The sequence below is a fragment of the Halomonas sp. PAMB 3264 genome (assembly GCF_031954245.1).
Classification (GTDB): Bacteria; Pseudomonadota; Gammaproteobacteria; order Pseudomonadales; family Halomonadaceae; genus Vreelandella.
Genome location: NZ_CP134866.1, coordinates 62,961 through 85,821, shown reverse-complemented (window position 1 = coordinate 85,821; position 22,861 = coordinate 62,961). Strand labels below are relative to the sequence as shown.

Genomic DNA, 22,861 nt, shown 5'->3' with positions numbered 1-22,861 from the left:
CGCTCACCGCTTAAAATAGAGGACAATAACAATGTCATCACGCCTAAACCACACCATTCTCAAACGCGCGCTGACCGCCGCCGTCGCCACCGCCGTGCTGACCGCCACCGCCCAGGCGAGCGCTCAGACGCTACGCTTCGCCCACGTCGACCCGGATGATTGGACCACCTCCAAGAAAGGCGCGGCCGGCCAAGTCTTCAAAAACCTGGTGGAAGCCGAGACGGACCTGACCGTCGAGCTCTATCCGGCGGGCTCACTTGGTGGCGAAACCGAACTGATCGAAGGCGCCCAGGACGGCACCATCAGTATTGCCATGGTGTCCGGTGCCTACGCCAACTTCTGCCCGGCGGTGGCCGTGACGGACATTCCCTACACCTTCCCGTCCGCTCCGGTGGCGTGGTCGGTCATGGACGGCGAATTCGGCGACGCGCTGGCCGAGCACTGCCTGGAGCAAACCGGCCTTCGCACCCTGGCCTACGGCGAAACCGGTTTTCGCCACTTCACCAACTCGGTGCGCGCGATCCACTCGCCGGAGGACATGGCGGGTCTGAAATTCCGTGTGCAAACCATTCCGCTGTATCTCGAGATGGTGAGCGCGCTGGGTGCCGAACCTCAGGGCATCGCCTGGGGCGAAGTGCCGACGGCGCTGGCCACCGGCGTGGTCGACGGTCAGGAAAATCCGATTTCGGTGATCTACGGCAACAACTTCTACGAGTTCCAGGACTACCTGACCCTGGACGGCCACGTCTACGGCGTCGATCACCTGTTGATCAACGACGAAATCTTCCAGTCGCTGACCGAGGAAGAGCAGGCCGCGGTGAAACGCGCCGCCGTGGTGGCGGGCAACACCGGTCGCGTCATCCAGCAGTTCAACTCTGCCGAGGGCATCGCCAAGCTGCAAGAAGAAGGCATGGAAGTTACCCAGCCCACCGCCGAAGAGCTCGAAGCCTTCCGCGAAGCAGCGCAGCCGCCGGTGCAGGCGTACCTGAGCGAGGAGCTGGGCGATGACGCCGCGTGGATCGATCGTCTCTCTTCCGCCGTGGAAGAGGCTTCCGCACGCTTTTAACCCTGTCGAACAACGCTTTGCGAGCGGGCCGGTGCGGTCCGCTCGTCGTTTCGTGTGCCTGACTACCGCCCGAAGGTGCTCTCATGTCGTCTCTTCTCGCCCGGCTGCAACGTGGCCTGATCCTGTTCAACGCCGGCTTGGCCGGCCTTGCCATGATTTTGATCTTTTTCCTGGTGGCGGGTAACGCCTTCGCCCGCTACACCTACGGCGGCTCCATCAGCTGGGGCGAAGATACCGCCATCTACCTGATGATCTACGGGCTGATGTTTGGTATGGCGTGGGCGTATCTACAGGACAAGCACATCGGCTTCGACCTCATTCGCCGGTTGCTGCCGGCGCGTTGGCTACGCTGGCAGGCGATCTTGATCGACCTGGTGGTGATGGCGGTGGGCATCGCACTGGTGGTCTCGGCCATCGAGTTCATCGACGCCAGGGGAAGTCGCACCTCGGCGAGTACCGGCATGCCGATGTGGCTGTACCAAGCCTCGATGCTGCTCGGCGGCGGGCTCTTGAGCCTGTCAGCCCTGATCATGGGCGCACTGAGATTAACCACGCCCGCCGACCAGGAGGTGGCGCCATGATTTTCGTTCTGCTGTTGGCGCTGGTGCTGATCGGTGTACCGTTCGCCTTCGCCATTCTGGGCACGCTAACGGTACTGATGAGCACCGGCGATCTGCCCTATCACATTCGTATCGTGTCGCAGCAGTTCTTCGGCGGCATGGAGTCCTTTCCGCTGCTGGCGATTCCGCTGTTCATCCTGGCCGGTGAGTTGATGAACGAGGCGGGCATCACCCACCGCATCATCAACCTGGCCAGTGCTATCGTCGGCCGGCTCAAGGCCGGGCTTGCCCACGTCAATATCTGGGCCTCGGTGATCTTTGCCGGGCTCTCCGGCTCGGCGATCGCCGATACCTCCGCGCTCGGGCGGGTCTTCATTCCATCGATGGAGAAAGAGGGTTACCCGCGGGATTTTGCCGCCGCGCTCACCGCGGCCTCCTCGGTCATCGGCCCGATCATTCCACCGAGCATTCCGGTCATCATCTACGCGCTGACGGTCTCCGGCGTCTCGGTACCCGGGCTCTTTCTGGCCGGCATCGTGCCTGGCTTTTTGCTGGCACTCGGGCTCTCGATCTACGTCTACTTCTTTGCCGGTGACCTTGGCGCCTCGAAGACGCAACAGCAGTCTCGCCGCCACGCCCTGCTGCACGGCCTGCTGCCGGCGCTGATGCCGGTGTTCGTAGTCGGCGCGATTCTGGCGGGTATCGTCACCCCAACCGAGGCCGCGGCCTTTGCCGTGGTCTACGCGCTGATTCTGGGGGTGGTGCTGTATCGCAACATCAAGCTCACGCACCTGCCGGCGATTTTCGCCCGCGCCATGCGCGACAGCGCCGTGATCATGGTGATCATGGGAGCCGTCGCTGCCGCCAACTGGGTGCTGACGTTCGAGCGGGTTCCCAATATGCTCACCGAGTGGGCGCTGATGAGCATCGATACCCAGTGGACCTTCCTGCTCGCGGTCATTGCGCTGCTGCTGGTCGTCGGGCTGTTCCTGGAAGGAATCGCCGCGATTCTGGTGCTGGTGCCCATCCTTCACCCGATCGCCATGGCGCTGGGGATCGACCCGCTGCACTTTGGCATCGTGGTGATCTTCAACCTGATGATGGGGCTGATCACGCCGCCCATGGGGCTTTGCCTATTCGTCGCCGATTCGGTTTCCGGCGTCGGCATGGGCGCGATCATCCGGCGCATTCTGCCGATGCTGCTCGTCCAGTTTTTGATTCTGCTGCTGATCACCTTCGTGCCGACGCTGGTCACTTTCCTGCCAAGACTCTTTGGCTATTGATCCATGAGCGGCCGGGGTTCCAGCGACCAGGTTTTAACGACTGGGTTTTAGCCACCGAGTGTTCGACGGCTGTTTTTCCGACTGCAAGGAGCGTGTTGTCATGTATTCGTCCATCGCCACGGTGTGCCTGAGCGGCTCGCTCGAAGAGAAGGTCGACGCCATCGCCGAAGCCGGCTTCGAGGGCCTCGAACTCTTCGAGAACGACCTGACCGCCTTCACCGGCTCCCCCCGGGAGGCCGGCGAGCTGATCCGCTCGCGCGGACTCAGGCTGGTCACGCTCCAGCCGTTTCGCGATTTCGAGGGCCTCGAGGGCCGTGCCCGGCAGCAGGCGTTCGATCGCGCCGAGCACAAGTTCGACCTGATGCAGGAGCTGGGCACCGATCTGCTGATGGCCTGTAGTACCACCCGCGCGGATTCACTGCCGGGGCTGAGCCGGGCCGCCGACGACTACCGTGAGCTTGGCGAGCGCGCCGCCAGGCGCCAGCTGCGCGTCGCCTTCGAGGCGCTGGCCTGGGGCCGGCACATTCATGATTATCGCGATAGCTGGGAAGTGGTGCGCCGCGCCGCCCACCCAAACGTGGGGCTGGTGCTGGACACCTTCCACATCTTCTCGCGCCAGACCGAGCTTGGCACCATCGGTCGTATTCCGGGCGACAACATCTTTCTCGTGCAGACCGCCGATGCGCCCAGGCTCTCCATGGATCACCTCTCCTGGAGCCGTCACTATCGCTGCTTTCCGGGCCAGGGGGAGCTGCAGATGGATGCGTTCATGGAAATGCTCCAGGAGACTCGCTACGACGGCCCGCTCTCCCACGAGATCTTCAACGATGTCTTTCGCATGGGCCACAGCGACCAGACCGCCCGCGACGGGCTTCGCTCCTATCACCTTTTACGCAGCATGCAGAATGGCAGCGGTATTCCCGCCCCTCAGCCGGTTGAGTCGGTGGCGTTTCTGGAGATCGCCGTCGAGCCCGGGGACCTGGACCCGCTGCGTGACGAGCTCACCGCGATGGGGCTCGCCTGCGTAGGGCGCCACCATACACTGAACGCTGAACGCTGGGCCGCGGGGGACGTGAACCTGGTACTCAACACCGAGTCGAATTTCACCGGCCGGGTGCCCGGACGCGACGCCACCGCGATCACCGCCATCGGACTGAAGGTGGACAACGCTTACGAGGCGTTCAAGCGCGCCGACAAGCTGGGCTACGATATCGTCGAGCCCGAGGACGTCGGCTCGAGCCACCGAATGAGCGCGCTGCGCAACGTCGATGGCAGCCTCTCCTACATCATCGACGACTCCCAGCTCAGCCGCACCTGGGATCGCGAGTTTACCGTCGATGTAAAACCGATTCCGCAAAGTGCGCTGGTCGATATCGACCACATCAGCGTGGCGCTCTCCTATCACGACTACCTGTCGCTGATGCTTCAGTACCGCGCCATCTTTGCACTTGAGATCACACCGTCATTCGACGTGACCGACCCGCGCGGGCTCATCCAGAGTCAGGTGCTGCAAAACCATAACGGGCGGTTTCGTTTGGCGCTCAACGCCAGCGCCTCGCCGGATACCGCCAGCAACCGCTTCGTGCGCCAGTACGGCGGCTCCGGCGTCCATCATGTGGCGCTGCGTACCCGCTCGATACGCGAAACCGGCACCGCGCTCAGCCAGGCCAACGCCCCGACGCTGCCCATTCCGGGTAACTACTACCGCGATCTGAGCGCGCGTTTCGACCTGAGCGCCCAAACCCTTCAATGGATGCAGGACCATGACGTGCTGTTCGACCAGGACAGCGGCGGCGACTTCCACCAGCTCTATACCCGGCCGGCGCATAAGGCGTTCTTCTTCGAGCTGGTGCAGCGCGAGGGCTACCAAGGCCTGGGGGCGCCCAATGCCTTTATCCGCGTGACCGCCCAGCAGCGCCTGGAAGCAGAGATCGACGCCATTGCCCCACGAACACCTTCTGACGACACGAAAGAGACGCCCGCATGATCAAGCTCGGTTTGGTAGGAGAGGGCATCGCCCAGTCCCAGTCGCCCGACCTGCACGTCCGCCTTGGCGCCGCGCTGAACGAAACCGTCCGGTACGACCTGGTGGATAGCCGCGGCGTCGAGGACTTCGACTTTCCGGACGCCATAGACACACTGCGCCGCGAAGGATATCGCGGCACCAACGTCACCTTCCCGTTCAAGGAGCGCGCCGCACAGCTTGCCGATATTTGCGGTGAAGGCGTCAAGCGCGTCGGCACCGCCAACACGTTGCTGTTCGAGGCAGGCGGGCTACGCGCGGAAAACACCGACTACACCGGCTTCATCAGCGCTTACCGCCACTCATTTGGCGAGCGCCCTGCCGGTGAGGTGCTCTTGATCGGCGCCGGCGGCGTAGGCCGCGCGGTGGCCTGCGCGCTGGGCGAGGTGGGTGCCACCTGCGTTCATATCATGGAGCGCGACGCCGACCGCGGTGAGCGCCTGGCCCAGGATCTCAACGCCATGGGCATCACCGCCGACTGCGTTGCCCGGGAGCAGGCCGAGCGCAAGCTGGCGAACTGGCAAGGCGTGGTCAATTGCTCGCCGATCGGCCACCTTCATCACCCGGGCTGCCCCATCGACACCGCCGGACTCAGCAAGCGCCATTGGGTGTTCGACGCCGTATACGTGCCCGCGCATACCGAATTTTTAAACGCCGCCACTCAAGCAGGCGCCGACGTCCTTTCCGGGGTCGAGCTGTTCGTCTTTCAGGGCGTGGATGCGTTTCGCTTTTTTACCGCAGATCGGCTGAGCGCTGATCGAATCGATGCGCACGTCATTTCGCTGCGCCAGCACTATATCGACCGACTGGTGACGTCGCCGCCATCTTCTTAAGACGTATTTTGGTCACATAATGAGCTGGATACGCCCGGCAACGGGTGAAACGATCATGTGCTTCACGTGCCGAAAAGGATCTCCATGCTCGCCATTCTTGCGATCACAACGCCTATCTTTTTATTGATCGGTGCCGGCTATGTCGCAAGACGTAGCCGGCTGATGAGTGCTGAACAAATGCAGGGCGTGAGTATTTTCGTGCTCTACCTGGCGCTGCCGGCGCTGGTGATACGCGCTTTCAATCAGCAGCCGCTGGGCGAGATTCTTCAGCTCAACTACCTGGTGGCTTACGGGCTGGCGTCGGCGCTGGTGTTCGGTTTGGGGCTTCTGATCAGCTTGAGGCGCGAACGCGAGAACCTGGCGGTTGGGGCCATGCAGGCGCTTGGTATGGCGGCGGCCAACAGCGGTTTCATCGGCTACCCGGTAGCGGCGATGGTCATCGGCTCGCCGGCGGCGGTGCTGTTGGCGCTGAACATGATGGTCGAGAACCTGCTGATCATTCCCGCCGCGCTCGTTCTGGCGGAGATGGCGAGCCAACGCAGCGGGCGGCTGGGCACGACGCTCAAGAAAACCGCACTCAATCTGGTCAAAAATCCGGTACTGGTCGGGCTTGCGATCGCATTGGGCTTTGCAGGCTCCGGCCTTTTGCTGCCGGCGCCGCTGGCCAAGGCGATCGACATGCTGGCTGAAGCAGCGGGGCCGGCAGCGCTGTTTGTGATCGGGGGCGCGCTGTTCGGGTTGCGGTTCAAGGGGCAGACCCGGCACGTCAGCCTGATCGTGATCGGCAAGCTGCTGATCCACCCGCTGGCGGTGCTCGCGGCCTTTTGGGTGATACCCGGCATCGACCCGGTGTACATCGTCGGCGCCGTTTTATTCGCCTCGGCGCCGATGATCAGCATCTATCCACTGTTCGGCCAGCGTTTTGGTGTGGGCGATATGAGCGCGGCGGCCATGCTGACCGCGACGGTGGCATCGTTTGTCACGCTAAGCCTGATCATCGCGCTACTGCTGCATACCCCGTCGCTGGCGCTTTAAGAGGCGCCATCGCTTTTGATGATGGCATCGAGCGCGGCCCGGTACCCGTACGTGCCGAGCCCGGCGATGACGCCATCGGCGCGCAGCGAGACGTAGGAGTGGTGGCGAAAGCTTTCGCGCTGGTGCACGTTGGAGATGTGTACCTCGAACACCGTGCCCTCGAAGGCGTTGAGCGCATCGAGTATCGCCACGGAGGTGTGCGTATAGGCCGCCGGGTTGATGATGATCGCGTGCGTTCCGTCCTGGCGGGCGGCGTGAATCGCATCAATCAAGGCGCCTTCGTGGTTACTTTGAAAGCAGACGACCTCCCAGCCGGCCAGCAACGCCGCTTCGCGCAGCCGGTTGTTCACGTCCTCCAGGGTGTCGGCCCCGTAGATCTCGGGCTGGCGGGTGCCCAGAAGATTGAGGTTCGGCCCGTGTAGCACGGTGATTTTTTTCTGTTTCATTAAAAGGGCTCCTCGTAAGTAACACAGAACGATATTGTCGGCGAGGACAGCGCCCAAGGCGAACGAATAATTGTTCGCTATTCGAACATCGTGTTAGATTCAGGGTTTCAACTGCGCGCCTATCGGTCAATGATTCATTATGAAAGACGCTTTACAGGAAGATACGCTCACGCCGGATAGCCGTGATTTCGTCTCCGCCCTCTCCAGCGGACTGGACGTCATTCTCGCCTTCGACGACGTCCATTCGCGCATGACGCTAAGCGAGGTCGCCGCGCGTACCGGTATGAACCGCGCCAAGGCGCGCCGCTTTCTACTCACGCTGCACGCGCTGGGCTACGTGCGAAAGCATCAGCGCTATTTCGAGCTGGCGCCGAAGGTGCTGCAGCTGGGCTATGCGTTTCTGTCCGCGAACAATTATCGTAGCGTCATCCAGCAGTTCCTGGAAGATATCACCGCGCAGACCGGCGAGTCCTCGTCGCTGGCTCAGCTTGACGGCGACGAGGTGATCTACGTGGCACGCTCCGCTGCCCCGCATCGTCTCATGGCGATCACGCTCTCCGTGGGCACCCGCCTGCCCGCCGCTTATACGTCGATGGGCCACGTGCTGCTGGCGCAGCTTGATGAGCCGGCGCTCGACGCGTATCTCGAGCGCATTGCCCTTACGCGCCACACCGACAAGACCGTTGTGGATAAACACGCGCTCAGGCAGCGCATCGACACCGTTCGTAAGCAGGGCTATGCCATCGCCGACCAGGAGTTGGATTCCGGGCTGCGCTCGCTGGCGGTGCCCGCCTTCAACGCAAGTGGCCACCTGCTCGGTGCGATCAATATCAGCACCAACGCGGCGCGCATCGATATGGATACGCTGCTCGGAGATTATCTGCCGCTGTTGCAGGATAAAGCCGCGCAGATACGCGCCTCTATCGCGAGTTAAGCCTCCCCATGCCGACCGCTTTTACCCCATTACGTTTTGGCCAGTAGACAAGCGCCAATGCAGCCATCGCGCCCCTTCTACCTGGGCCTGCCGATGTGGGCCAACCAGGATTGGCAGGGCAGCCTTTACGCCCGCCACGCCAAAACCGAGCTTTTGAGTGACTACGCGGCGGTGTTTTCGACCGTCGAGGGCAATACCACCTTCTATAGCGGGGCGCCGAAGGCCGAGACCATCGCCGCCTGGGCGCGCCAGGCGCCGAGCGATTTTCGCTTCTGTTTGAAGCTTCCCGCCCGCGTTACCCACGAACAGCGTCTGACGCGGCTGGATGAGGCATGGTGCTTTCTCGAGGCGTTTACGCCGCTGCACGACCGGTTGGGGCCCACCATGGTCCAGCTTCCGCGGGATTTCGGCCCCGATGAGCTGCCCCGGCTTGAGGCGCTGCTCGCTGGATGGCCGGCGCATCTGCCCTGCGCCGTCGAGGTGCGCCATCCGCTCTTTTTCCACAAGGGAGAGGCAGAAAAGAGACTCAACCAATTGTTGATAACTTTTGGGGCCAACCGCGTGATGCTGGATGTGCGCCCGGTGTTCTCTACGCCGCCCAATGGCCACGAGGGGCTTGCCCGCGCGCAGCAGGAAAAGCCGAAACTCCCGCTACACGTGCTTTCCACGGGAAATGCGCCGGTCATTCGCTTCATCGGCCATATTGACAAAGCGATCAATAGCCGCTACTTCGCCCCCTGGATATCACGCATCAACCTGTGGATAAATCAGGGGAAAACCCCTTTCTTGTTTGTGCATACCGCGGATAATCGCGCCTCGCCGCAGATGGCGCGGCTGCTCTATAACGCCTTGAACGAAAAAGCTTCTCTGGCGCCTCTTGTGGCCTTTCCCGGCGAAACCCAAACGTCTCTTTTCTAGCACGGGTTGTTTCATGATGCTTTGCTCATCAAACTGAGCCCAAGCGGCTGGCATGGTGCGCCGCGTTCCTATAAATTGCGCGTACTTTCGGCCTGGCCCTGGCAAGGTCGAGCTCGACGAAACGCACACACGCATATTAAAAACTGAACACCTGGGTGATGTATGGCAAAACTGGCACACGCACAGTGGTCCTCGAAGATGGGCTTCGTGCTGGCCGCCGCGGGGTCCGCGGTAGGTCTTGGGAATATCTGGCGCTTTTCGTATCTCACGGGGGAGAGCGGCGGCGCGGCGTTCGTACTGGTCTACCTGGCCTGCGTGGCGCTGGTGGGGCTGCCGATTCTGGTGGCAGAGTGGATGATCGGCCGACGCGGTCAGAAAAACCCGATCAATACCATGGCGGATCTTGCCAAGCGCCACGGTCGCTCGCGCGGCTGGGCCATGGTGGGGGTCAGCGGCGTATTGGCGTCGTTTTTGATTCTGTCGTTTTATAGCGTCATCGGCGGCTGGTCGCTCAATTACACGGTCGGTGCGGTGATCGGCTCGTTCAGTGGCCAGGACGCCGCGGCCAGCGAAGCGGCGTTCGGTGCGCTGCTGGGCAACCCGGGCTCACTTCTGATCTGGCACACGCTCTTCATGGTACTGGTCGTGGGCATCGTCGCTCGCGGCGTTACCAAGGGGCTCGAGGCCGCCGCGCGCATTCTGATGCCGGCGCTGGTCGTGCTGCTGCTGGTGCTGGTGGGTTACGGCGCCACCAGCGGCGCTTTCGGCCAGGCATTCGCCTTTATGTTCACACCGGACTGGAGCGCACTCGACGGCGGCGTCATGCTGGCGGCCATGGGTCAGGCGTTTTTCACCCTGTCGCTGGGCATGGGTATCATGATGGCTTACGGCTCTTATTTGGGTGAGGACGTCAACCTGCTCGGCACCGCGCGTACGGTGATCGTTCTGGACACCGCCATCGCGCTGTTGGCCGGCCTTGCCATCTTCCCGATCGTGTTCGCGACCAATCTGGACGCCTCCAGCGGTCCTGGCCTTATCTTCGTCACGCTGCCCATCGCGTTTGGCAATATGGTCGGCGGCACCCTGCTGGGCCTCGGCTTCTTTTTGCTGTTGACCTTTGCCGCTCTTACCTCGGCGATCTCGCTGCTTGAGCCGGTGGTGGAAACGCTGGAAGAGCGCACCGCGCTTGGCCGTTTGGGCGCCACGGTGGTAAGCGCCCTGGCCGTCTGGCTGGTGGGCGTGGCGGCACTCTTGTCGTTCAACGTGTGGGGCGATGTGCTGCTGTTCGGGCTGAACATCTTCGACTTCCTGGATACCTTCACCGGCAAGATTCTGCTTCCGCTGACCGGCCTTGGCGCGATCGTGTTCTACTCGCTCTGTCTGGACAAGGAGGAGTCGCGGCGCGAACTCGGTATGGACGTGTACGACTACAGCCTGTGGAACCTGCTGACCAAATACGTCGCGCCCATTGGCGTGATCGTGGTCTTCGTGGCGGGCTTCATTTAAACCGCGGCGAAGTTGTAGCCAAGCCCGGGCCCTGCCATTGGCAGGGCCTTTTTTATGGCCGCGCATTAACGCGGCAATATTTTGATCGCTGAAAGCTTAATGGAGTGCGCTGGGCGGGAACTCCTCGTCTGCCAGCGGGGCGATCGCGCGCGACAGCTTCTGTGATTCGCGATGCAGCTCGATGCCGCGTCGGGCGCGCAGATTGCGCTGGGCGGCGCTCTGGCGGCGTTTGGTGTGTTCGTCGACTTCCATTCCCATGAATATATCGAGCAGCTCGTTTTTAAGCGACGTCAGTCGTTCGACGTTTTTCATCATCGATGCTCCCTTGGGTGAATAAGCACTTGTCCACCTGCATCCGTGACGGCGAAAGCAATGATGCAGTGCGGCACGACACTTATTACTATAACCTACTTGACAAAATGATGACGGCTCAGGAAGAAAGAGGCCAACGGCCTTTAAACGCTATCCTCTTGCCCGCGGGCCGGGAGCGCACAGCGCACCGGGTTCAGGCATACTGTCGCAAACGCCAACGGCACCAGGCCGTGCCCTGACACTCAAGGAGCTCACCGTGAGTCGCGCCCTGTTCGATGAAATGAGACGCCGCATGGAGCACTTTCGCCGCTCCGAACAAAAGGTCGCGCGGTTCGTGCTGCGAAACCCGGACGAAGTGATCCATATGCGCATCGTGGATCTCGCCACCGAGGCCGGCGTCAGCGAGCCCACGGTGGTGCGCTTTTGCCGGGCGCTGGGCTGCAACGGCTTTCAGGACTTCAAGCTTCAGCTAGCGCAGATGCTCGCCTCGGGCAGCCAGTTCGCCCAGTTCTCGATGAACGATAGCGACTCGGTGGCGGAGTTCTCCCACAGCATTTTCGACTCCACCGTGGGGACGCTTCTATCGGTGCGCGACCGGCTCGACAACGAGGCGCTCGGCCGCGCGGTGAACGCGCTGGCGATGGCCAACCGGGTGGAGTTCTACGGCTTCGGCGCCTCCGGCGCGGTGGCGTTCGACGCCCAGCACAAGTTCTTTCGCCTGCAAATCTCGACCTCGGCCTACGCCGACCCGCACATGCAGAACATGTCGGCGGTCACGCTTACGGAGGGCGACGTGGTGGTGGCGATCTCGCAAACCGGGCGCACCCGGGCGCTGGTGGCGAGCGTGCGCCTGGCGCGCGAGGCCGGCGCTACGGTGATCGGCCTTTGCCCGAGCGAATCGCCGCTGGCAAGCGAGGTGAGCCTACCGCTCTACATCGACGTTCACGAAGACACCGAAATCTACACGCCCTTGAGCTCGCGCATCGCGCATCTCGTGCTGATCGACGTGCTGGCGGTGGGCGTGGCGAAAACGCGCGGGCCGAAGCTCGCCGAGCAGCTGAAGGCGGTGAAGAAGAGCTTGAACACACTGCGCTACCCGGAAGAGGGCTGATCAAACCGCCCTCGCGCCACTGTATGGTCGTCCAGTGGCGGGGCTGTGCTAAACTACCCGCCCATTTGCAAACCGGCAGCGGCGACCATGGATGACGTAACGGCGATTCTCGATCAGCTCAACCCCGCTCAGCGCGAGGCGGTCAGCGCCCCCCAGGGCAACCTTCTGGTGCTCGCCGGCGCGGGCTCGGGCAAGACCCGGGTGCTGGTGCATCGAATCGCCTGGCTGATGCAGGCCGAGGGCCTTTCGCCCTACGCGCTGCTCGCCGTCACCTTCACCAACAAGGCCGCGCGCGAGATGCGCACCCGCCTCGAGGCGCTGTTGGGCATCTCGATGCGCCATGTCTGGGTGGGCACCTTCCACTCCATCGCCCACCGGCTTCTGCGCACTCACTGGCAGGACGCCAGGCTCCCCCAGAACTTTCAGATCATCGACTCCGACGACCAGCTCAGGCTGATCAAGCGCCTGATCAAGGACTACAACGTCGACGATGAGCGCTTTCCGCCGCGCCAGGTGCAGGGCTTCATCTCCGGCTGCAAGGAGGAGGGGCTTCGCCCGCACCAGGTCAACGTCGACGGTGACGGCTATCTCGGTCAGATGGTCGAGCTCTATGAGCGCTACCAGTTCACCTGTGAGCGCGGCGGCCTGGTCGATTTCGGCGAGCTGTTGCTTCGAAGCCTGGAGCTGCTGCGCGACAATCCGGCGCTTTTGAACCACTACCGCGAGCGCTTCGGCCACGTGCTGGTCGACGAGTTTCAGGACACCAACACCCTGCAGTACGCCTGGCTCAAGCTTTTGACCGGCCTGCAGACGCCGATGACCGCGGTGGGCGACGACGACCAGTCGATCTACGGCTGGCGCGGGGCGAAGATCGAGAACATCCGCCGCTTCGAGGAGGAGTTCCCCGAGACCAAAACCGTGCGGCTCGAGCAGAACTACCGCTCCACTAGCGCGATTCTCGACGCCGCCAACGCCTTGATCAGCCACAACAGCGAGCGCATGGGCAAGAATTTGTGGACCGACGGCGTCGAAGGCGAGCCGATTTCGGTCTACGCCGGCTTCAATGATCTCGAAGAGGCGCGCTACATCGTCGATACCATCAAGGAGCGCGTCGACGAAGGCGTGAACCGGCGCGACGTGGCGATTCTGTACCGCTCCAATGCCCAGTCGCGGCTGATCGAGGAGACGCTGATCCGCCAGGGCATGCCGTACCGCATCTACGGCGGCCACCGCTTCTACGAGCGTCTCGAGATCAAGAACGCCCTGGCGTACCTGCGCCTGCTGCTCAACCGCGACGACGACGCCTCTCTCGAGCGGGTGATCAACGTGCCCACGCGCGGCATCGGCACGCGCACCGTCGAGATCCTGCGCCACCGCGCGCGCCTTGAAAGCGTATCGCTCTGGCAGGCGCTGCACGACGCGCTCGGCGACGGCACGCTCAAGGGCCGGGCGGGCAACGCGGTGCAGGCATTCACCAACCTGATCGAGCAGCTCGATAACGATGCCGCGGGCCTCACCCTTCATGAGATCATCGATCATGTGATTGCCCATACCGGGCTCATCGAACATCACAAGAGCGAGCGCGGCGAGAAGGGCCAGGCGCGGGTCGAAAACCTGGAAGAACTGGTGACCGCCGCGCGCGCCTTTACTCAGGGCGATGCCTTTGAAACGCCAGAAGCGGGAGAAGGCATGACCGCGCTGGAGGCGTTTCTGTCCGAGGCCGCGCTCAACGCCGGCGACCACGAGGCCGAGGAGTTCGAGGACAGCGTGCAGCTGATGACGCTGCACTCCGCCAAGGGCCTCGAGTTTCCGGTGGTGTTCATCGCCGGTGTGGAAGAGGGGCTGTTTCCGCACAAGATGTCGGTGGAGGAGCCGGGGCGCCTGGAAGAGGAGCGCCGGCTCTGCTACGTGGGCGTGACCCGTGCCATGCAGAAGCTCTATCTGACCCACGCCGAAACGCGGCGGCTGCACGGCAAGGAAGTGTTTCCACGCCCGTCGCGCTTTTTGCGCGAATTGCCGGCGCAGCTTCTGGAAGAGGTGCGCCTGCGCGGCCATGTCTCGCGCCCGGTGACCGCGCAAGCGCGCCCCAGCTACGCGCAAACCTCGATTGAGTCCGCAGGCGAGCTGCCCGAGCTGCATATCGGTCAGCGCGTCAGCCACCCGGTATTCGGCGAGGGCATGATCTTGAACGCCGAAGGTCAGGGGGCGCGGGCGCGGGTGCAGGTGAGCTTCGAAGGCGAAGGCGACAAGTGGCTGGTACTGGGCTTTGCCAAGCTCACCCCCCTTTAGGCTAACTTGCCCAGCAAAACCGGTTTGGCGCATACTCGGCTGGGATGCTTGCGCTCAGGTGCAACTATAAAAAAACAGATTCTGTGGAGAAATTCCTTCATGCAACGCCGTCAATTCATCAAGACCGCCGGTTTCGGGGCCGCCGGTGTCGCCGCCGCTCCCTTCGTGAGCACCGCCCAGGCTCAGGAAACCTACACCTGGGACATGGTCACGTCCTGGCCGAAAAACTTCCCGGCGCTGGGCACCGGCGCCAACGATTTTGCCCGCCGAGTGGAAGAGCTCTCCAACGGGCGCATGCGTATTCGCGTGCACGGCGCCGGCGAGCTGGTGCCGGCGCTCGAGGTGTTCGACGCGGTGTCCGCCGGCACCGCCGAAATGGGCCACTCCACGCCCTACTACTGGCGCGGCAAGGTGGCGGCGTCGCAGTTCTTCACCGCCGTGCCGTTTGGCATGACCACCACCGAGATGAACGCCTGGATCTACCACGGCGGCGGCCAGGAGCTGTGGGACGAGGTGTACGCCAACCATAACCTCAAGCCCTTCGCCGTGGGCAACACCGGTCCGCAGATGGCCGGCTGGTTCAAAAAAGAGATTAACTCGCTCGAGGACATGCAGGGTTTGCGTCTGCGCCTGCCCGGGCTTGCCGGCGAAGCGATGAACGCCATCGGCGTGAGCACCGTGACCCTGCCGGGCTCGGAAATCTTCACATCACTGCAAACCGGCGTGCTCGACGCCGCGGACTGGGTCGGCCCCTACAACGACCTGGCCTTCGGCCTGCACCAGGTGGCGGACTACTACTACACCACGGTGTGGAACGAGCCCTGCGCGCTGGTCGAAAGCTTCATCAACCTGGATGCCTGGAACGAGCTGCCGGAAGATCTGCAGGCGGTCATTCGCGAAGCGGCGCGGGCCTCCAACCTGGCCATGTTCACCGAGTTCGCCTTCCATAATGCCCAGGCGCTGGAAACGCTGGTCGACGAGCACGGCGTCGAGCTTCGCACCTTCCCGGACGACGTCATGCAGGCGCTTTATGAGGCGACCCGCGAGGTGATTCAGACCCAGACCGAAAACGACGAAGAGTCGCGCCGCGTCTACGAATCCTACTCGGCGTTCCAACAGCTGATGCGCCCGTTCAGCGACATCGGCGAGTACGCCTACTTCAAGGGCCGCGACAGCATCGGTGCGTAGCGCTTACGACTCTCCGTTATGACAAAAAGGGCGCCCAGGGCGCCCTTTTTGCATTTTTCAGGGTAAAAGCGACGCGTTAAAGCTCGTTGGTCGCATGCACCGCGCGAATGCGGCCGTTGTCGTCAAGGGCGACGACGACGAAGCGCGCCTCGGTCACCTTCTGGCGCTCATTGAGGGTGCGCCCCAGGGGCGGTCTGACCCACACCTCGACGTCGATCTTGATCGAGCTGTGGCCGATCTCCTTGACCTGGGTGTAGACGCTGACGGTAGAACCAACGCGCACCGGGCTCAAAAAATCCATCGATTCGATCGCCACCGTCGCGGTGCGCCCGCAGGCCTCGCGCCCAGCGGCAAGCTCCGCGGCCTGGTCCATTTGATTGACCAGCCAGCCGCCGGGAATATCGCCATAAAGATTGGTCTCCTGGCGCGACGCCAGTAGCTTCAACGTCAGCTGCCCAAGCGGGGCAGGCACATCGTCCAGATCGTGTTCAAGGGGTGTCATGGTCGGGTCGCTTCGGGGGCTTGTTGTTGTCGAATGTCGCGTGGCATATCGTGGTGACGTATGTTTGTAACAGGAAAGGGTAAAGATGATGTGTTACTCAACGGCGTCAGTTAATCACAAGAGGTGGTGCGTTTGAAGAGTTGCAGAAGCAGGCCCGCCAGGATTGTCGCGGCGCTTCTCACGGGTGGGCTTTTATGGCTCGCCACGCCTGCCGCCTGGGCGGCGCCGATCACCGGCACCCTGGGTGCGACCGGCTCGGACACCATGGCGAGTCTGGTGCTGCGCTGGGGAGAGGCGCTGGCCGCGCGTCATCCGGGCATCACCATGCAGCTACAGGCCGGCGGCTCCTCCATTGCCGCGGCGGCGCTGGTGGCGGGGACCACGCGCCTGGCGCCCATGTCGCGCCCGCTGAGCCGCGCCGAGCGCGAACGCTTCGAGCAGCGCTACGGCTACCCGCCCCGGGAACTTCGTGTGGCTCGGGACGCGCTGGTGGTGGTGGTGCATCGCCACAACCCGTTGCGCGCGATCACGCGGCAAACCCTGGATGCCCTTTTCTCCAGCACGCTGGCCTGCGGTGGCGAGGCGCCGATTCGTCGCTGGGACGACCTCCCCCAGCCGCTCGAATGGCCCTTTGGCCACATAGCGCTTCACGGGCGCAACCAGGCCTCCGGCACGTTCGATCTGTTTCGCCAGCGCGCACTGTGTGGCGGGCGCTTTCGCGCGGACATCAGCGAGTACCCCGGCTCATCGGCGGTCATCGCCGCGGTAGGCAGCGCGCCGAACGCGGTGGGCTACAGCGGCTATCACCACCTGACGCCGATGGTTCGCGCGTTGGCCCTGGTCAACGCCGAAGGTGAGGCCATCGCCCCCACCCCGGAGACGATTCAAAGCGGCGAGTACCCGCTGGCGCGCAATTTATACCTGTATGTGAACGCGGCGCCGGACACGCCGCTGCCCCCCGCCGAGCGCGCCTTCATCGAACTGATCCTGTCCGATGAGGGCCAGCAGATCGTGCGCGCGGCGGGGTTCGTGCCCTTGGCGGACGAGGCGCTCGAGGTGTCACAAAACTGACATGAAAATGACCTACGCTAGTCAACGTTGGATGCCTGGTTGGCATACCGATACCCTCTTGCCCCCTTTTATGATGTCGTTATGACGCCACCTTCCCCGGCCCCCTCGTCACTTCGAACGCTCAAGGATCGAATCGCCACCGGCTTGATCACCGCGGCGGGCATCGGCGTGCTGCTGGCGATTCTCGCCATCGGCGTGTTTCTGGTGTGGGAGACGCTGCCGCTTCTGACCCGCTTCGAGTCACTTTCGCTGGAAACGCTGTCCCCCCTGGCCTGGGGCACGCTCAAGGCAGCCATCGCCGCGCTGGTACTGGCGGTGCCGGTGGCGCTGGGCGCGGCGATTTTTTCGGCGCTGTTCATGACCGACCGACTGCGCGCGCGCATCAAGCCGAGTCTTGAGCTGATGGAAGCGGTACCCGGCGTGGTGATCGGGTTCGTGGCCGGGCTGGTGCTGGCGCCCTGGGTCGAGCGTCATCTCGCCAGCACCCTTGCGCTGTTATTGTGGCTGCCGCTGTCGGCGGGTCTTGCTGGCATTCTTTGGCACCTGGCGCCGAAGGCGCTGCGCCGGACGCTGTCGCTTGAAAGCGCGGGGCTTTGGCTGCTGCCCTGGATTGCCGCCATGGCGGCGCTGGCGCTTTGGGCGGCGCCGCTTTTGGAGCAGCAGTGGCTGGGTAGTGACCTGGCCACGTTTCTGGATCGGCGCTTTGGCATCGACTACACCACTCGCAACACGCTAATCGTCGGGCTGGCGATGGGCTTTGCGATCATTCCGAGCGTTTATTCGCTGGCCGAGGACGCGCTTTACGATATTCCCAGGCCACTGATGGAAGGCGCCCAGGCGCTCGGCGCCAGCCGCTGGCAGGCGCTTTGGAAAGTGGCGCTACCCATGGCCGGGCCGGGCATTTTCTCGGCGGTGATGATCGGCGCCGGGCGCGCCGTGGGCGAAACCATGATCGTGCTGATGGCGAGCAGCAACGCCGCGCTGATGAGCGCAAGCCTTTTTGAGGGGCTGCGCTCGTTTTCCGCAGCGATCGCCATCGAGCTTCCCGAGGCGCCGCCGGATGGGCAAACCTACCATCTTCTGATCTTCGCGGCGCTGGTCCTGTTTCTCTTCACCTTTTTGGTCAACACTCTGGCCGAGGTCGTCCGCCAGCGCCTGCGCCGCCGCTATCAGCGGCTGGGAGGCGCCTGATGTCGCGCCCTACTCACCGCCGCCGATGGCCCGGCGACGCGCTCTGGGCCTGGCTTTGCGCCGGGTGCGTGGCGCTGTCGCTGTTCATGCTGGCCACGCTGCTGACACTTCTCACCGTCAAGGGGTTGGGCCATTTCTGGCCGGCAACCCTCGAGGAGGTCACGCTGGGCTCCGGCGAGCAGCTGATCGGCCAGCCACTGCGCGAGGCGCCGATGCCCACCGGCAATGCCACCGAGCGGCTTTATTTCACCGGCAACCGGGAACTGACCGGCGCCGACTGGCGCTGGATAGGCCTTGACGAGATCGTAAGCGTTGCGACCCCGACAGACGTGATTCGTCTGGAGCGTAGCCCCTGGGGGGACTTCATCGGCCGGCTCATCGCGCTGGAGCTCGACGGCGAGCGTCTCACCGGCGCCGCGGCTTTTGATCGCATTAGCCAGGTGCTTGCGCTACCGCCTTCTGAGCGCGAGGGCGAACTGGTGCTGCTCTCACCAGGCGGGCGCGGGCTCGTTCAGCCGCTGTCCGGGGTGAACACCTTCGTGGCACCGAATGCGCTCTCGATAGGGGAAAAAATTGCGATCTGGGGTCAGGGCGTGTGGCGCTTTCTCAGCGAAGGCCCGCGCGCGGCCAATACCGGCGGCGGCGTGTGGCCGGCGATTTTCGGCACGCTGTTGATGGTCATATTGATGTCGGTGATCGTGACGCCCTTTGGCGTGCTGGCGGCGGTTTATCTCAACGAGATCGCTCACCAGAACCGCTTGACCCGGCTGGTGCGCATCGGCGTGCGCAACCTCGCCGGCGTTCCCTCGATCGTCTACGGCGTGTTTGGCTTGGGGGTGTTCGTGTATGGGGTGGGCGGCTCGCTCGATCAGTGGTTTTTCGACGACGCATTGCCCTCGCCGACCTTCGGCACCGGCGGGCTTTTATGGGCGTCGCTGACGCTGGCACTGCTGACCCTGCCAGTCGTGATCGTGGCGACCGAAGAGGGGCTTGCGCGCATTCCCGACGCCCAGCGCGAAGGCGCCGTGGCGCTGGGCGCCACGCGCCTGGAGATGCTCACGCGCATCGTGCTGCCCATGGCGACCCCCGCCATGCTGACCGGTGTGATCCTCGCGGTGGCTCGCGCCGCCGGTGAGGTGGCGCCGCTGATGCTGGTGGGCGTGGCCAAGCTCGCCCCGCAAATGCCGCTGGACGGGGAGTTTCCTTACCTGCACCTTGAGCGCAAGTTCATGCACCTTGGCTATCATCTATTCGATAGTGCCTTTCACGGCGACGACGTCGAGGCGGCGATTCCGCTGGTCTACGCCACGGCGCTATTGCTGGTGCTGATCGTGCTGGTGCTTAACTTAACTGCCATATTCCTGCGTCATTATTTACGCCGACAGCGAGGAGAGTCATGAACGCGCCCCTGAACGACGCGCCGCCGGTGGTCACCTTTCCCGTCGAGCAGCGCTGCCTGAACGTCGAGGCGTTTAGCCTGGCCTACGGTCACAAGCCGGCGCTCAAGGCGCTCACCCTCGAGGTGCCGCGCCACCGGGTGACTGCGTTCATCGGGCCGTCGGGCTGTGGCAAGTCGTCGCTTTTGCGCGCGTTCAATCGGCTGCACGATCTCAACGAAAACGCGGCGCACCAGGGCCGCATTCAGCTGGAAGGCGATGACATTTACGCGCCGAATCTCAACGTCAGCCAGCTTCGCCGCCGGGTCGGCATGGTATTTCAAAGCCCCAACCCCTTCCCGATGTCGATCTACGAGAACGTGGCGTTCGGCCTGCGTCTGGAGCGGCGCCTGCCCAAGCGCCAGCGCGACGACATCATCGAATGGGCGCTCACCGCCGCGGCGCTGTGGGACGAAGTCAAGGATCAGCTGCACCGCTCGGCGTGGCAGCTCTCCGGCGGCCAGCAGCAGCGGCTGGTGATCGCGCGCACGTTGGCGGTCAAGCCGGAGGTGCTGCTGCTCGACGAGCCGGCCTCGGCGCTGGACCCGATCTCCACGCTCAAGATCGAGGAGCTGATACGCAATCTCAAAAACGAGCTGACGCTGATCCTGGTGACCCACAACATGCAGCAAGCCGCGCGGGTATCCGATTACACCGCCTTTTTGCACAGCGGCGAGCTCGTTGAATACGGCCCGACCGACCAGGTTTTCACCAACCCCCAACGACCGCGTACCGAAAACTACATTACCGGCCGGGTCATTTGACCCACCCGACCCTCAGGAGGGCTCGATGGATATTACAAGCGATACCCATAGCCAGCATATTTCGCGCCAGTTCAATCAGGAGCTCGAAGAGCTGAAAACTCACCTGATGGCCATGGGCGGACTGGTGGAAAAGCAGGTCCAGAACGCCGTGCATGCGCTGCTGGAAAACGACAGCCACTTGGCCGAGGAAGTGCGTGACAACGACCGCCAAGTCAACGATCTGCAGCTGAAGATCGACGAGGAGTGCACCCGCGTGCTCGCCCGGCGCCAGCCGGCGGCGTCGGATCTGCGCCTGGTGCTGGCGGTCATTCGTGCCACCTCGGATCTCGAGCGTATCGGCGACGAGGCGAGCAAGATCGCCCGCAACGCGCTGCTACTTTCAGAAAACGCCAGTAACGTGCGGGGCCTGGTAGAGGTGCGCCACATCAGCGAGCACGTGCGCAAGATGCTGCGCGATGCGCTCACCGCCTTTGCCCGCTTCGACACCGAGCTTGCCATGCAGGTGGTGCGCGAGGACGAATCCGTGGATGACGAGTACGGTAGCGCCATGCGCTCGCTGATGACCTTCATGATGGAAGATTCGCGCTCGATCACACCGGTGCTCAGCATCATGTGGGTGCTGCGGGCGCTGGAGCGTGTCGGCGATCACGCCAACAACCTGGCCGAGTACGTGGTCTACCTCGTCAAGGGGCTCGATATTCGCCACAGCGCGCCGGACAGCGTCGACCAGCAGATGCTAAAAAAGCCTTGACCTTTTAGCGCGTTGATCCTGCAATACGCCCGGCTTCTTCACCCACGCTTTTCGTCGGGCGTATTGCGAAAGGATCAACCATGCTGACTGCGGTTTCCGCACTGAGCCAGGGGCTGCGCCTGGTGTATCAAAAGGGGCAACGGCGCTACGTCTTTCTCCCCATTCTCATCAACCTTATCGTCTACATCGGCCTTGTGAGTTTCACCGCACGGCGTTTTTCCGGCTGGCTGGACCACGCCATGGCGAGCATTCCCAGCTGGCTTGATTGGCTCGACTGGCTGCTTTGGCCGCTGTTCGTTTTGAGCCTGCTGGTGGCAATCTTTTTTACGTTCACGCTGGTGACTCATTTTATCGCCGCGCCGTTTTATGGGTTTCTCGCCGCGCGCGTGGAGCGCACCGCCACCGGGGTAGAACCGCTGGATGATCGCGGCCTGGCTAAAACGGCGCTCGACGCAGTAGGTCGCGAGCTCGTAAAGCTGCGCTACATCCTGCCCAGGGTTGCGCTTCTGTTCGTCTTCAGCTGGATCCCCGGGCTCAATCTGGCGGCTCCTCTTTTATGGGCGCTGTTTTCGGCTTGGGTGATGGCGATCACCTATCTGGACTATCCGATGGATAACAACAAGGTTAGCTTCAAGGAGATGCGCCGACGGCTGGGCGAACGCTGGTGGCCCAGCATGAGCTACGGGGGTCTGGTCACGCTGATCACCTGGATACCGCTGGCCAATCTTTTCCTGCTACCGGGAGCAGTCGCCGGGGCAGTGTTGATGTGGGACGCTCACTACCGTGATCTTGAACGGCTGCCTGCCCGTTGAAAGCGGCTGACAGTCACACGTTTCAAGGTTTTTAGAGCGTCACACGCTTATCGATACTTACGACAAGAAAGTAGCACCCACAAAAAATTAGACCCCGCAAAGGGCGGGGTCTGGATCTCGTTTAGCGATTTCGATACGTAACGTAAGCTTCCAATCCTTGTGCGGGTCTCCAACCATGGAATCTACCCTGACAAACGTTTTGATCTTCGCTTGATTCATTCCTTGAATCGGTGAGCATCCGTGCAATGGGACATCCTTGCCCCTTCTTTTGCTCACTCCGTAAGCGTAATACTTTGTACCGAAATTGCAAACAAATGTTACTTAAAGCTACTACTTATGACTCAGAGTTTTTCTCGACCACTTCTTCCGGCGACATTTCGGCGCCTTCATCGGTATCGCCTATCGAATCCGGAGCGGTGCCCGTAGAGTCCGGCTCGCCGATCGTTTCATCGTTCGGGCCTTGAGTATGGTGATCAGTCGTGAGCTCTTCCTGGGTATAGTCAGGGCTCTCATTGGTGTTCATATTGACGCCATGATCTTGCGTTTCATCCTGCTCGACCATGCTATCCTGGTTCTCTTCGATAGACGGATGCTCGGTGGTTTGTGCAAAGGCCATCGGGCTTGCCAACAGACCAAACGCAATACCTACGACACCCGCTTTCTTGAGTAGCTCCTTGGACATCATATTCCACCTCCTGAATTGCTGTGGTACCGCTTAAAGTAAGAAAGAGTGCCTTGCGGCGGACTACTTTGAAGCAGCTGTCTTTCTTACTTAAATCTTTGCAGAGGCTGTGCCATAAATCCAATAAAAAATTAAATTACTTTAAAAT

General features: G+C 62.5%; 22 protein-coding genes. 18 read left to right on the top strand and 4 right to left on the bottom strand.

Annotated features, from left to right (window positions below; all coding sequences use genetic code 11):
- The first annotated feature begins 31 nt into the window (after nt 1-31).
- The 6 genes from RN347_RS00395 (at nt 32) to RN347_RS00370 (ending at nt 6,800) form a co-directional block, all read left to right on the top strand.
- Nucleotides 32-1,066: a DctP family TRAP transporter solute-binding subunit gene (locus RN347_RS00395; protein ID WP_311959244.1), complete on the top strand. Its 1,035-nt coding sequence runs from the start codon at nt 32-34 to the stop codon at nt 1,064-1,066.
- Nucleotides 1,067-1,149: 83 nt separating this feature from the next.
- Nucleotides 1,150-1,647 carry a TRAP transporter small permease gene (locus RN347_RS00390; protein ID WP_263585598.1) on the top strand — a complete coding sequence of 166 codons (498 nt, stop codon included), beginning with the start codon at nt 1,150-1,152 and terminating at the stop codon, nt 1,645-1,647.
- On the top strand, nt 1,644-2,909 hold the full coding sequence (locus RN347_RS00385; protein WP_252108025.1) for a TRAP transporter large permease: 1,266 nt from the start codon (nt 1,644-1,646) through the stop codon (nt 2,907-2,909). Before RN347_RS00390 ends, RN347_RS00385 begins: the two co-directional genes overlap by 4 nt.
- A gap of 100 nt (nt 2,910-3,009) precedes the next feature.
- Nucleotides 3,010-4,896, top strand: a complete 1,887-nt coding sequence (locus RN347_RS00380) for a bifunctional sugar phosphate isomerase/epimerase/4-hydroxyphenylpyruvate dioxygenase family protein (RefSeq protein WP_263585599.1) — start codon at nt 3,010-3,012, stop codon at nt 4,894-4,896.
- Nucleotides 4,893-5,765, top strand: a complete 873-nt coding sequence (locus RN347_RS00375) for a shikimate dehydrogenase (RefSeq protein WP_263585600.1) — start codon at nt 4,893-4,895, stop codon at nt 5,763-5,765. The genes RN347_RS00380 and RN347_RS00375 overlap by 4 nt, the downstream gene beginning before the upstream one ends.
- A gap of 84 nt (nt 5,766-5,849) precedes the next feature.
- Complete coding sequence (locus RN347_RS00370) at nt 5,850-6,800, top strand: AEC family transporter (protein ID WP_311959238.1); 951 nt, start codon at nt 5,850-5,852, stop codon at nt 6,798-6,800.
- Here the strand turns inward: RN347_RS00370 and aroQ are convergent.
- Entirely contained in the window at nt 6,797-7,246 is a 450-nt protein-coding gene (gene aroQ, locus RN347_RS00365) for a type II 3-dehydroquinate dehydratase (protein WP_263585602.1), read from the bottom strand. The genes RN347_RS00370 and aroQ overlap by 4 nt on opposite strands.
- A 139-nt stretch (nt 7,247-7,385) precedes the next feature.
- On the opposite strand from aroQ, the gene RN347_RS00360 reads away from it, so the two are divergent.
- From RN347_RS00360 to RN347_RS00350, 3 genes are all read left to right on the top strand, one after another.
- On the top strand, nt 7,386-8,180 hold the full coding sequence (locus tag RN347_RS00360) for an IclR family transcriptional regulator C-terminal domain-containing protein (RefSeq protein WP_263585603.1): 795 nt from the start codon (nt 7,386-7,388) through the stop codon (nt 8,178-8,180).
- A gap of 57 nt (nt 8,181-8,237) precedes the next feature.
- Nucleotides 8,238-9,098 carry a DUF72 domain-containing protein gene (locus RN347_RS00355; protein WP_311959232.1) on the top strand — a complete coding sequence of 287 codons (861 nt, stop codon included), beginning with the start codon at nt 8,238-8,240 and terminating at the stop codon, nt 9,096-9,098.
- Between the two features lie 162 nt (nt 9,099-9,260).
- Nucleotides 9,261-10,604, top strand: coding sequence for a sodium-dependent transporter (locus tag RN347_RS00350; RefSeq protein ID WP_311959230.1), 1,344 nt, complete (start codon nt 9,261-9,263; stop codon nt 10,602-10,604).
- A gap of 96 nt (nt 10,605-10,700) precedes the next feature.
- On the opposite strand, the gene RN347_RS00345 is transcribed toward RN347_RS00350, so the two are convergent.
- Nucleotides 10,701-10,916 (bottom strand): PA3496 family putative envelope integrity protein, encoded by a 216-nt coding sequence (locus RN347_RS00345; protein ID WP_263585606.1) that lies wholly within the window; start codon nt 10,914-10,916, stop codon nt 10,701-10,703.
- A 256-nt stretch (nt 10,917-11,172) separates the two neighbouring features.
- Here RN347_RS00345 and hexR point away from each other — a divergent pair, with 256 nt between their 5' ends.
- The 3 genes from hexR (at nt 11,173) to RN347_RS00330 (ending at nt 15,504) form a co-directional block, all read left to right on the top strand.
- The gene (hexR, locus tag RN347_RS00340; RefSeq protein WP_263585607.1) at nt 11,173-12,027 is read left to right on the top strand and encodes a transcriptional regulator HexR; all 855 of its coding nucleotides are present in this window, start codon (nt 11,173-11,175) and stop codon (nt 12,025-12,027) included.
- 87 nt (nt 12,028-12,114) lie between these two features.
- Complete coding sequence (gene uvrD, locus RN347_RS00335) at nt 12,115-14,316, top strand: DNA helicase II (protein WP_311959228.1); 2,202 nt, start codon at nt 12,115-12,117, stop codon at nt 14,314-14,316.
- 99 nt (nt 14,317-14,415) lie between these two features.
- Nucleotides 14,416-15,504 carry a TRAP transporter substrate-binding protein gene (locus RN347_RS00330; RefSeq protein ID WP_263585609.1) on the top strand — a complete coding sequence of 363 codons (1,089 nt, stop codon included), beginning with the start codon at nt 14,416-14,418 and terminating at the stop codon, nt 15,502-15,504.
- 76 nt (nt 15,505-15,580) lie between these two features.
- On the opposite strand, the gene RN347_RS00325 is transcribed toward RN347_RS00330, so the two are convergent.
- Nucleotides 15,581-16,006 carry an acyl-CoA thioesterase gene (locus tag RN347_RS00325; RefSeq protein ID WP_311959225.1) on the bottom strand — a complete coding sequence of 142 codons (426 nt, stop codon included), beginning with the start codon at nt 16,004-16,006 and terminating at the stop codon, nt 15,581-15,583.
- A 132-nt stretch (nt 16,007-16,138) separates the two neighbouring features.
- Between RN347_RS00325 and RN347_RS00320 the strand changes: the two genes are divergently transcribed.
- From RN347_RS00320 to cysZ, 6 genes are all read left to right on the top strand, one after another.
- Entirely contained in the window at nt 16,139-17,077 is a 939-nt protein-coding gene (locus tag RN347_RS00320; protein ID WP_311959223.1) for a PstS family phosphate ABC transporter substrate-binding protein, read from the top strand.
- A gap of 81 nt (nt 17,078-17,158) precedes the next feature.
- Complete coding sequence (locus RN347_RS00315) at nt 17,159-18,268, top strand: ABC transporter permease subunit (RefSeq protein WP_311959220.1); 1,110 nt, start codon at nt 17,159-17,161, stop codon at nt 18,266-18,268.
- Nucleotides 18,268-19,668, top strand: a complete 1,401-nt coding sequence (pstA, locus tag RN347_RS00310; RefSeq protein WP_311959218.1) for a phosphate ABC transporter permease PstA — start codon at nt 18,268-18,270, stop codon at nt 19,666-19,668. Before RN347_RS00315 ends, pstA begins: the two co-directional genes overlap by 1 nt.
- Entirely contained in the window at nt 19,665-20,468 is an 804-nt protein-coding gene (pstB, locus tag RN347_RS00305) for a phosphate ABC transporter ATP-binding protein PstB (RefSeq protein WP_311959216.1), read from the top strand. The genes pstA and pstB overlap by 4 nt, the downstream gene beginning before the upstream one ends.
- Before the next feature lie 25 nt (nt 20,469-20,493).
- Nucleotides 20,494-21,219: a phosphate signaling complex protein PhoU gene (gene phoU / locus RN347_RS00300; RefSeq protein ID WP_263585615.1), complete on the top strand. Its 726-nt coding sequence runs from the start codon at nt 20,494-20,496 to the stop codon at nt 21,217-21,219.
- 80 nt (nt 21,220-21,299) lie between these two features.
- A complete protein-coding gene (cysZ, locus tag RN347_RS00295) occupies nt 21,300-22,031 on the top strand; it encodes a sulfate transporter CysZ (RefSeq protein ID WP_263585616.1) in 732 nt (243 codons plus the stop codon).
- A 334-nt stretch (nt 22,032-22,365) separates the two neighbouring features.
- On the opposite strand, the gene RN347_RS00290 is transcribed toward cysZ, so the two are convergent.
- Nucleotides 22,366-22,716: a hypothetical protein gene (locus RN347_RS00290; RefSeq protein WP_311959204.1), complete on the bottom strand. Its 351-nt coding sequence runs from the start codon at nt 22,714-22,716 to the stop codon at nt 22,366-22,368.
- Nucleotides 22,717-22,861 lie beyond the last annotated feature (145 nt).

What these genes read in the sequence shown, in the direction of transcription:
- pstA (WP_311959218.1), top strand. Translation starts at nt 18,268, where the DNA reads ATGTCGCGCCCTACTCACCGCCGCCGATGGCCCGGCGACGCGCTCTGG.
- phoU (WP_263585615.1), top strand. Translation starts at nt 20,494, where the DNA reads ATGGATATTACAAGCGATACCCATAGCCAGCATATTTCGCGCCAGTTC.
- RN347_RS00350 (WP_311959230.1), top strand. Translation starts at nt 9,261, where the DNA reads ATGGCAAAACTGGCACACGCACAGTGGTCCTCGAAGATGGGCTTCGTG.
- RN347_RS00355 (WP_311959232.1), top strand. Translation starts at nt 8,238, where the DNA reads ATGCAGCCATCGCGCCCCTTCTACCTGGGCCTGCCGATGTGGGCCAAC.
- RN347_RS00290 (WP_311959204.1), bottom strand. Translation starts at nt 22,716, where the DNA reads ATGATGTCCAAGGAGCTACTCAAGAAAGCGGGTGTCGTAGGTATTGCG.
- uvrD (WP_311959228.1), top strand. Translation starts at nt 12,115, where the DNA reads ATGGATGACGTAACGGCGATTCTCGATCAGCTCAACCCCGCTCAGCGC.
- aroQ (WP_263585602.1), bottom strand. Translation starts at nt 7,246, where the DNA reads ATGAAACAGAAAAAAATCACCGTGCTACACGGGCCGAACCTCAATCTT.
- RN347_RS00360 (WP_263585603.1), top strand. Translation starts at nt 7,386, where the DNA reads ATGAAAGACGCTTTACAGGAAGATACGCTCACGCCGGATAGCCGTGAT.
- RN347_RS00380 (WP_263585599.1), top strand. Translation starts at nt 3,010, where the DNA reads ATGTATTCGTCCATCGCCACGGTGTGCCTGAGCGGCTCGCTCGAAGAG.
- RN347_RS00390 (WP_263585598.1), top strand. Translation starts at nt 1,150, where the DNA reads ATGTCGTCTCTTCTCGCCCGGCTGCAACGTGGCCTGATCCTGTTCAAC.
- RN347_RS00370 (WP_311959238.1), top strand. Translation starts at nt 5,850, where the DNA reads ATGCTCGCCATTCTTGCGATCACAACGCCTATCTTTTTATTGATCGGT.
- pstB (WP_311959216.1), top strand. Translation starts at nt 19,665, where the DNA reads ATGAACGCGCCCCTGAACGACGCGCCGCCGGTGGTCACCTTTCCCGTC.
- cysZ (WP_263585616.1), top strand. Translation starts at nt 21,300, where the DNA reads ATGCTGACTGCGGTTTCCGCACTGAGCCAGGGGCTGCGCCTGGTGTAT.
- RN347_RS00330 (WP_263585609.1), top strand. Translation starts at nt 14,416, where the DNA reads ATGCAACGCCGTCAATTCATCAAGACCGCCGGTTTCGGGGCCGCCGGT.
- RN347_RS00315 (WP_311959220.1), top strand. Translation starts at nt 17,159, where the DNA reads ATGACGCCACCTTCCCCGGCCCCCTCGTCACTTCGAACGCTCAAGGAT.
- RN347_RS00385 (WP_252108025.1), top strand. Translation starts at nt 1,644, where the DNA reads ATGATTTTCGTTCTGCTGTTGGCGCTGGTGCTGATCGGTGTACCGTTC.
- RN347_RS00325 (WP_311959225.1), bottom strand. Translation starts at nt 16,006, where the DNA reads ATGACACCCCTTGAACACGATCTGGACGATGTGCCTGCCCCGCTTGGG.
- RN347_RS00395 (WP_311959244.1), top strand. Translation starts at nt 32, where the DNA reads ATGTCATCACGCCTAAACCACACCATTCTCAAACGCGCGCTGACCGCC.
- RN347_RS00375 (WP_263585600.1), top strand. Translation starts at nt 4,893, where the DNA reads ATGATCAAGCTCGGTTTGGTAGGAGAGGGCATCGCCCAGTCCCAGTCG.
- RN347_RS00345 (WP_263585606.1), bottom strand. Translation starts at nt 10,916, where the DNA reads ATGAAAAACGTCGAACGACTGACGTCGCTTAAAAACGAGCTGCTCGAT.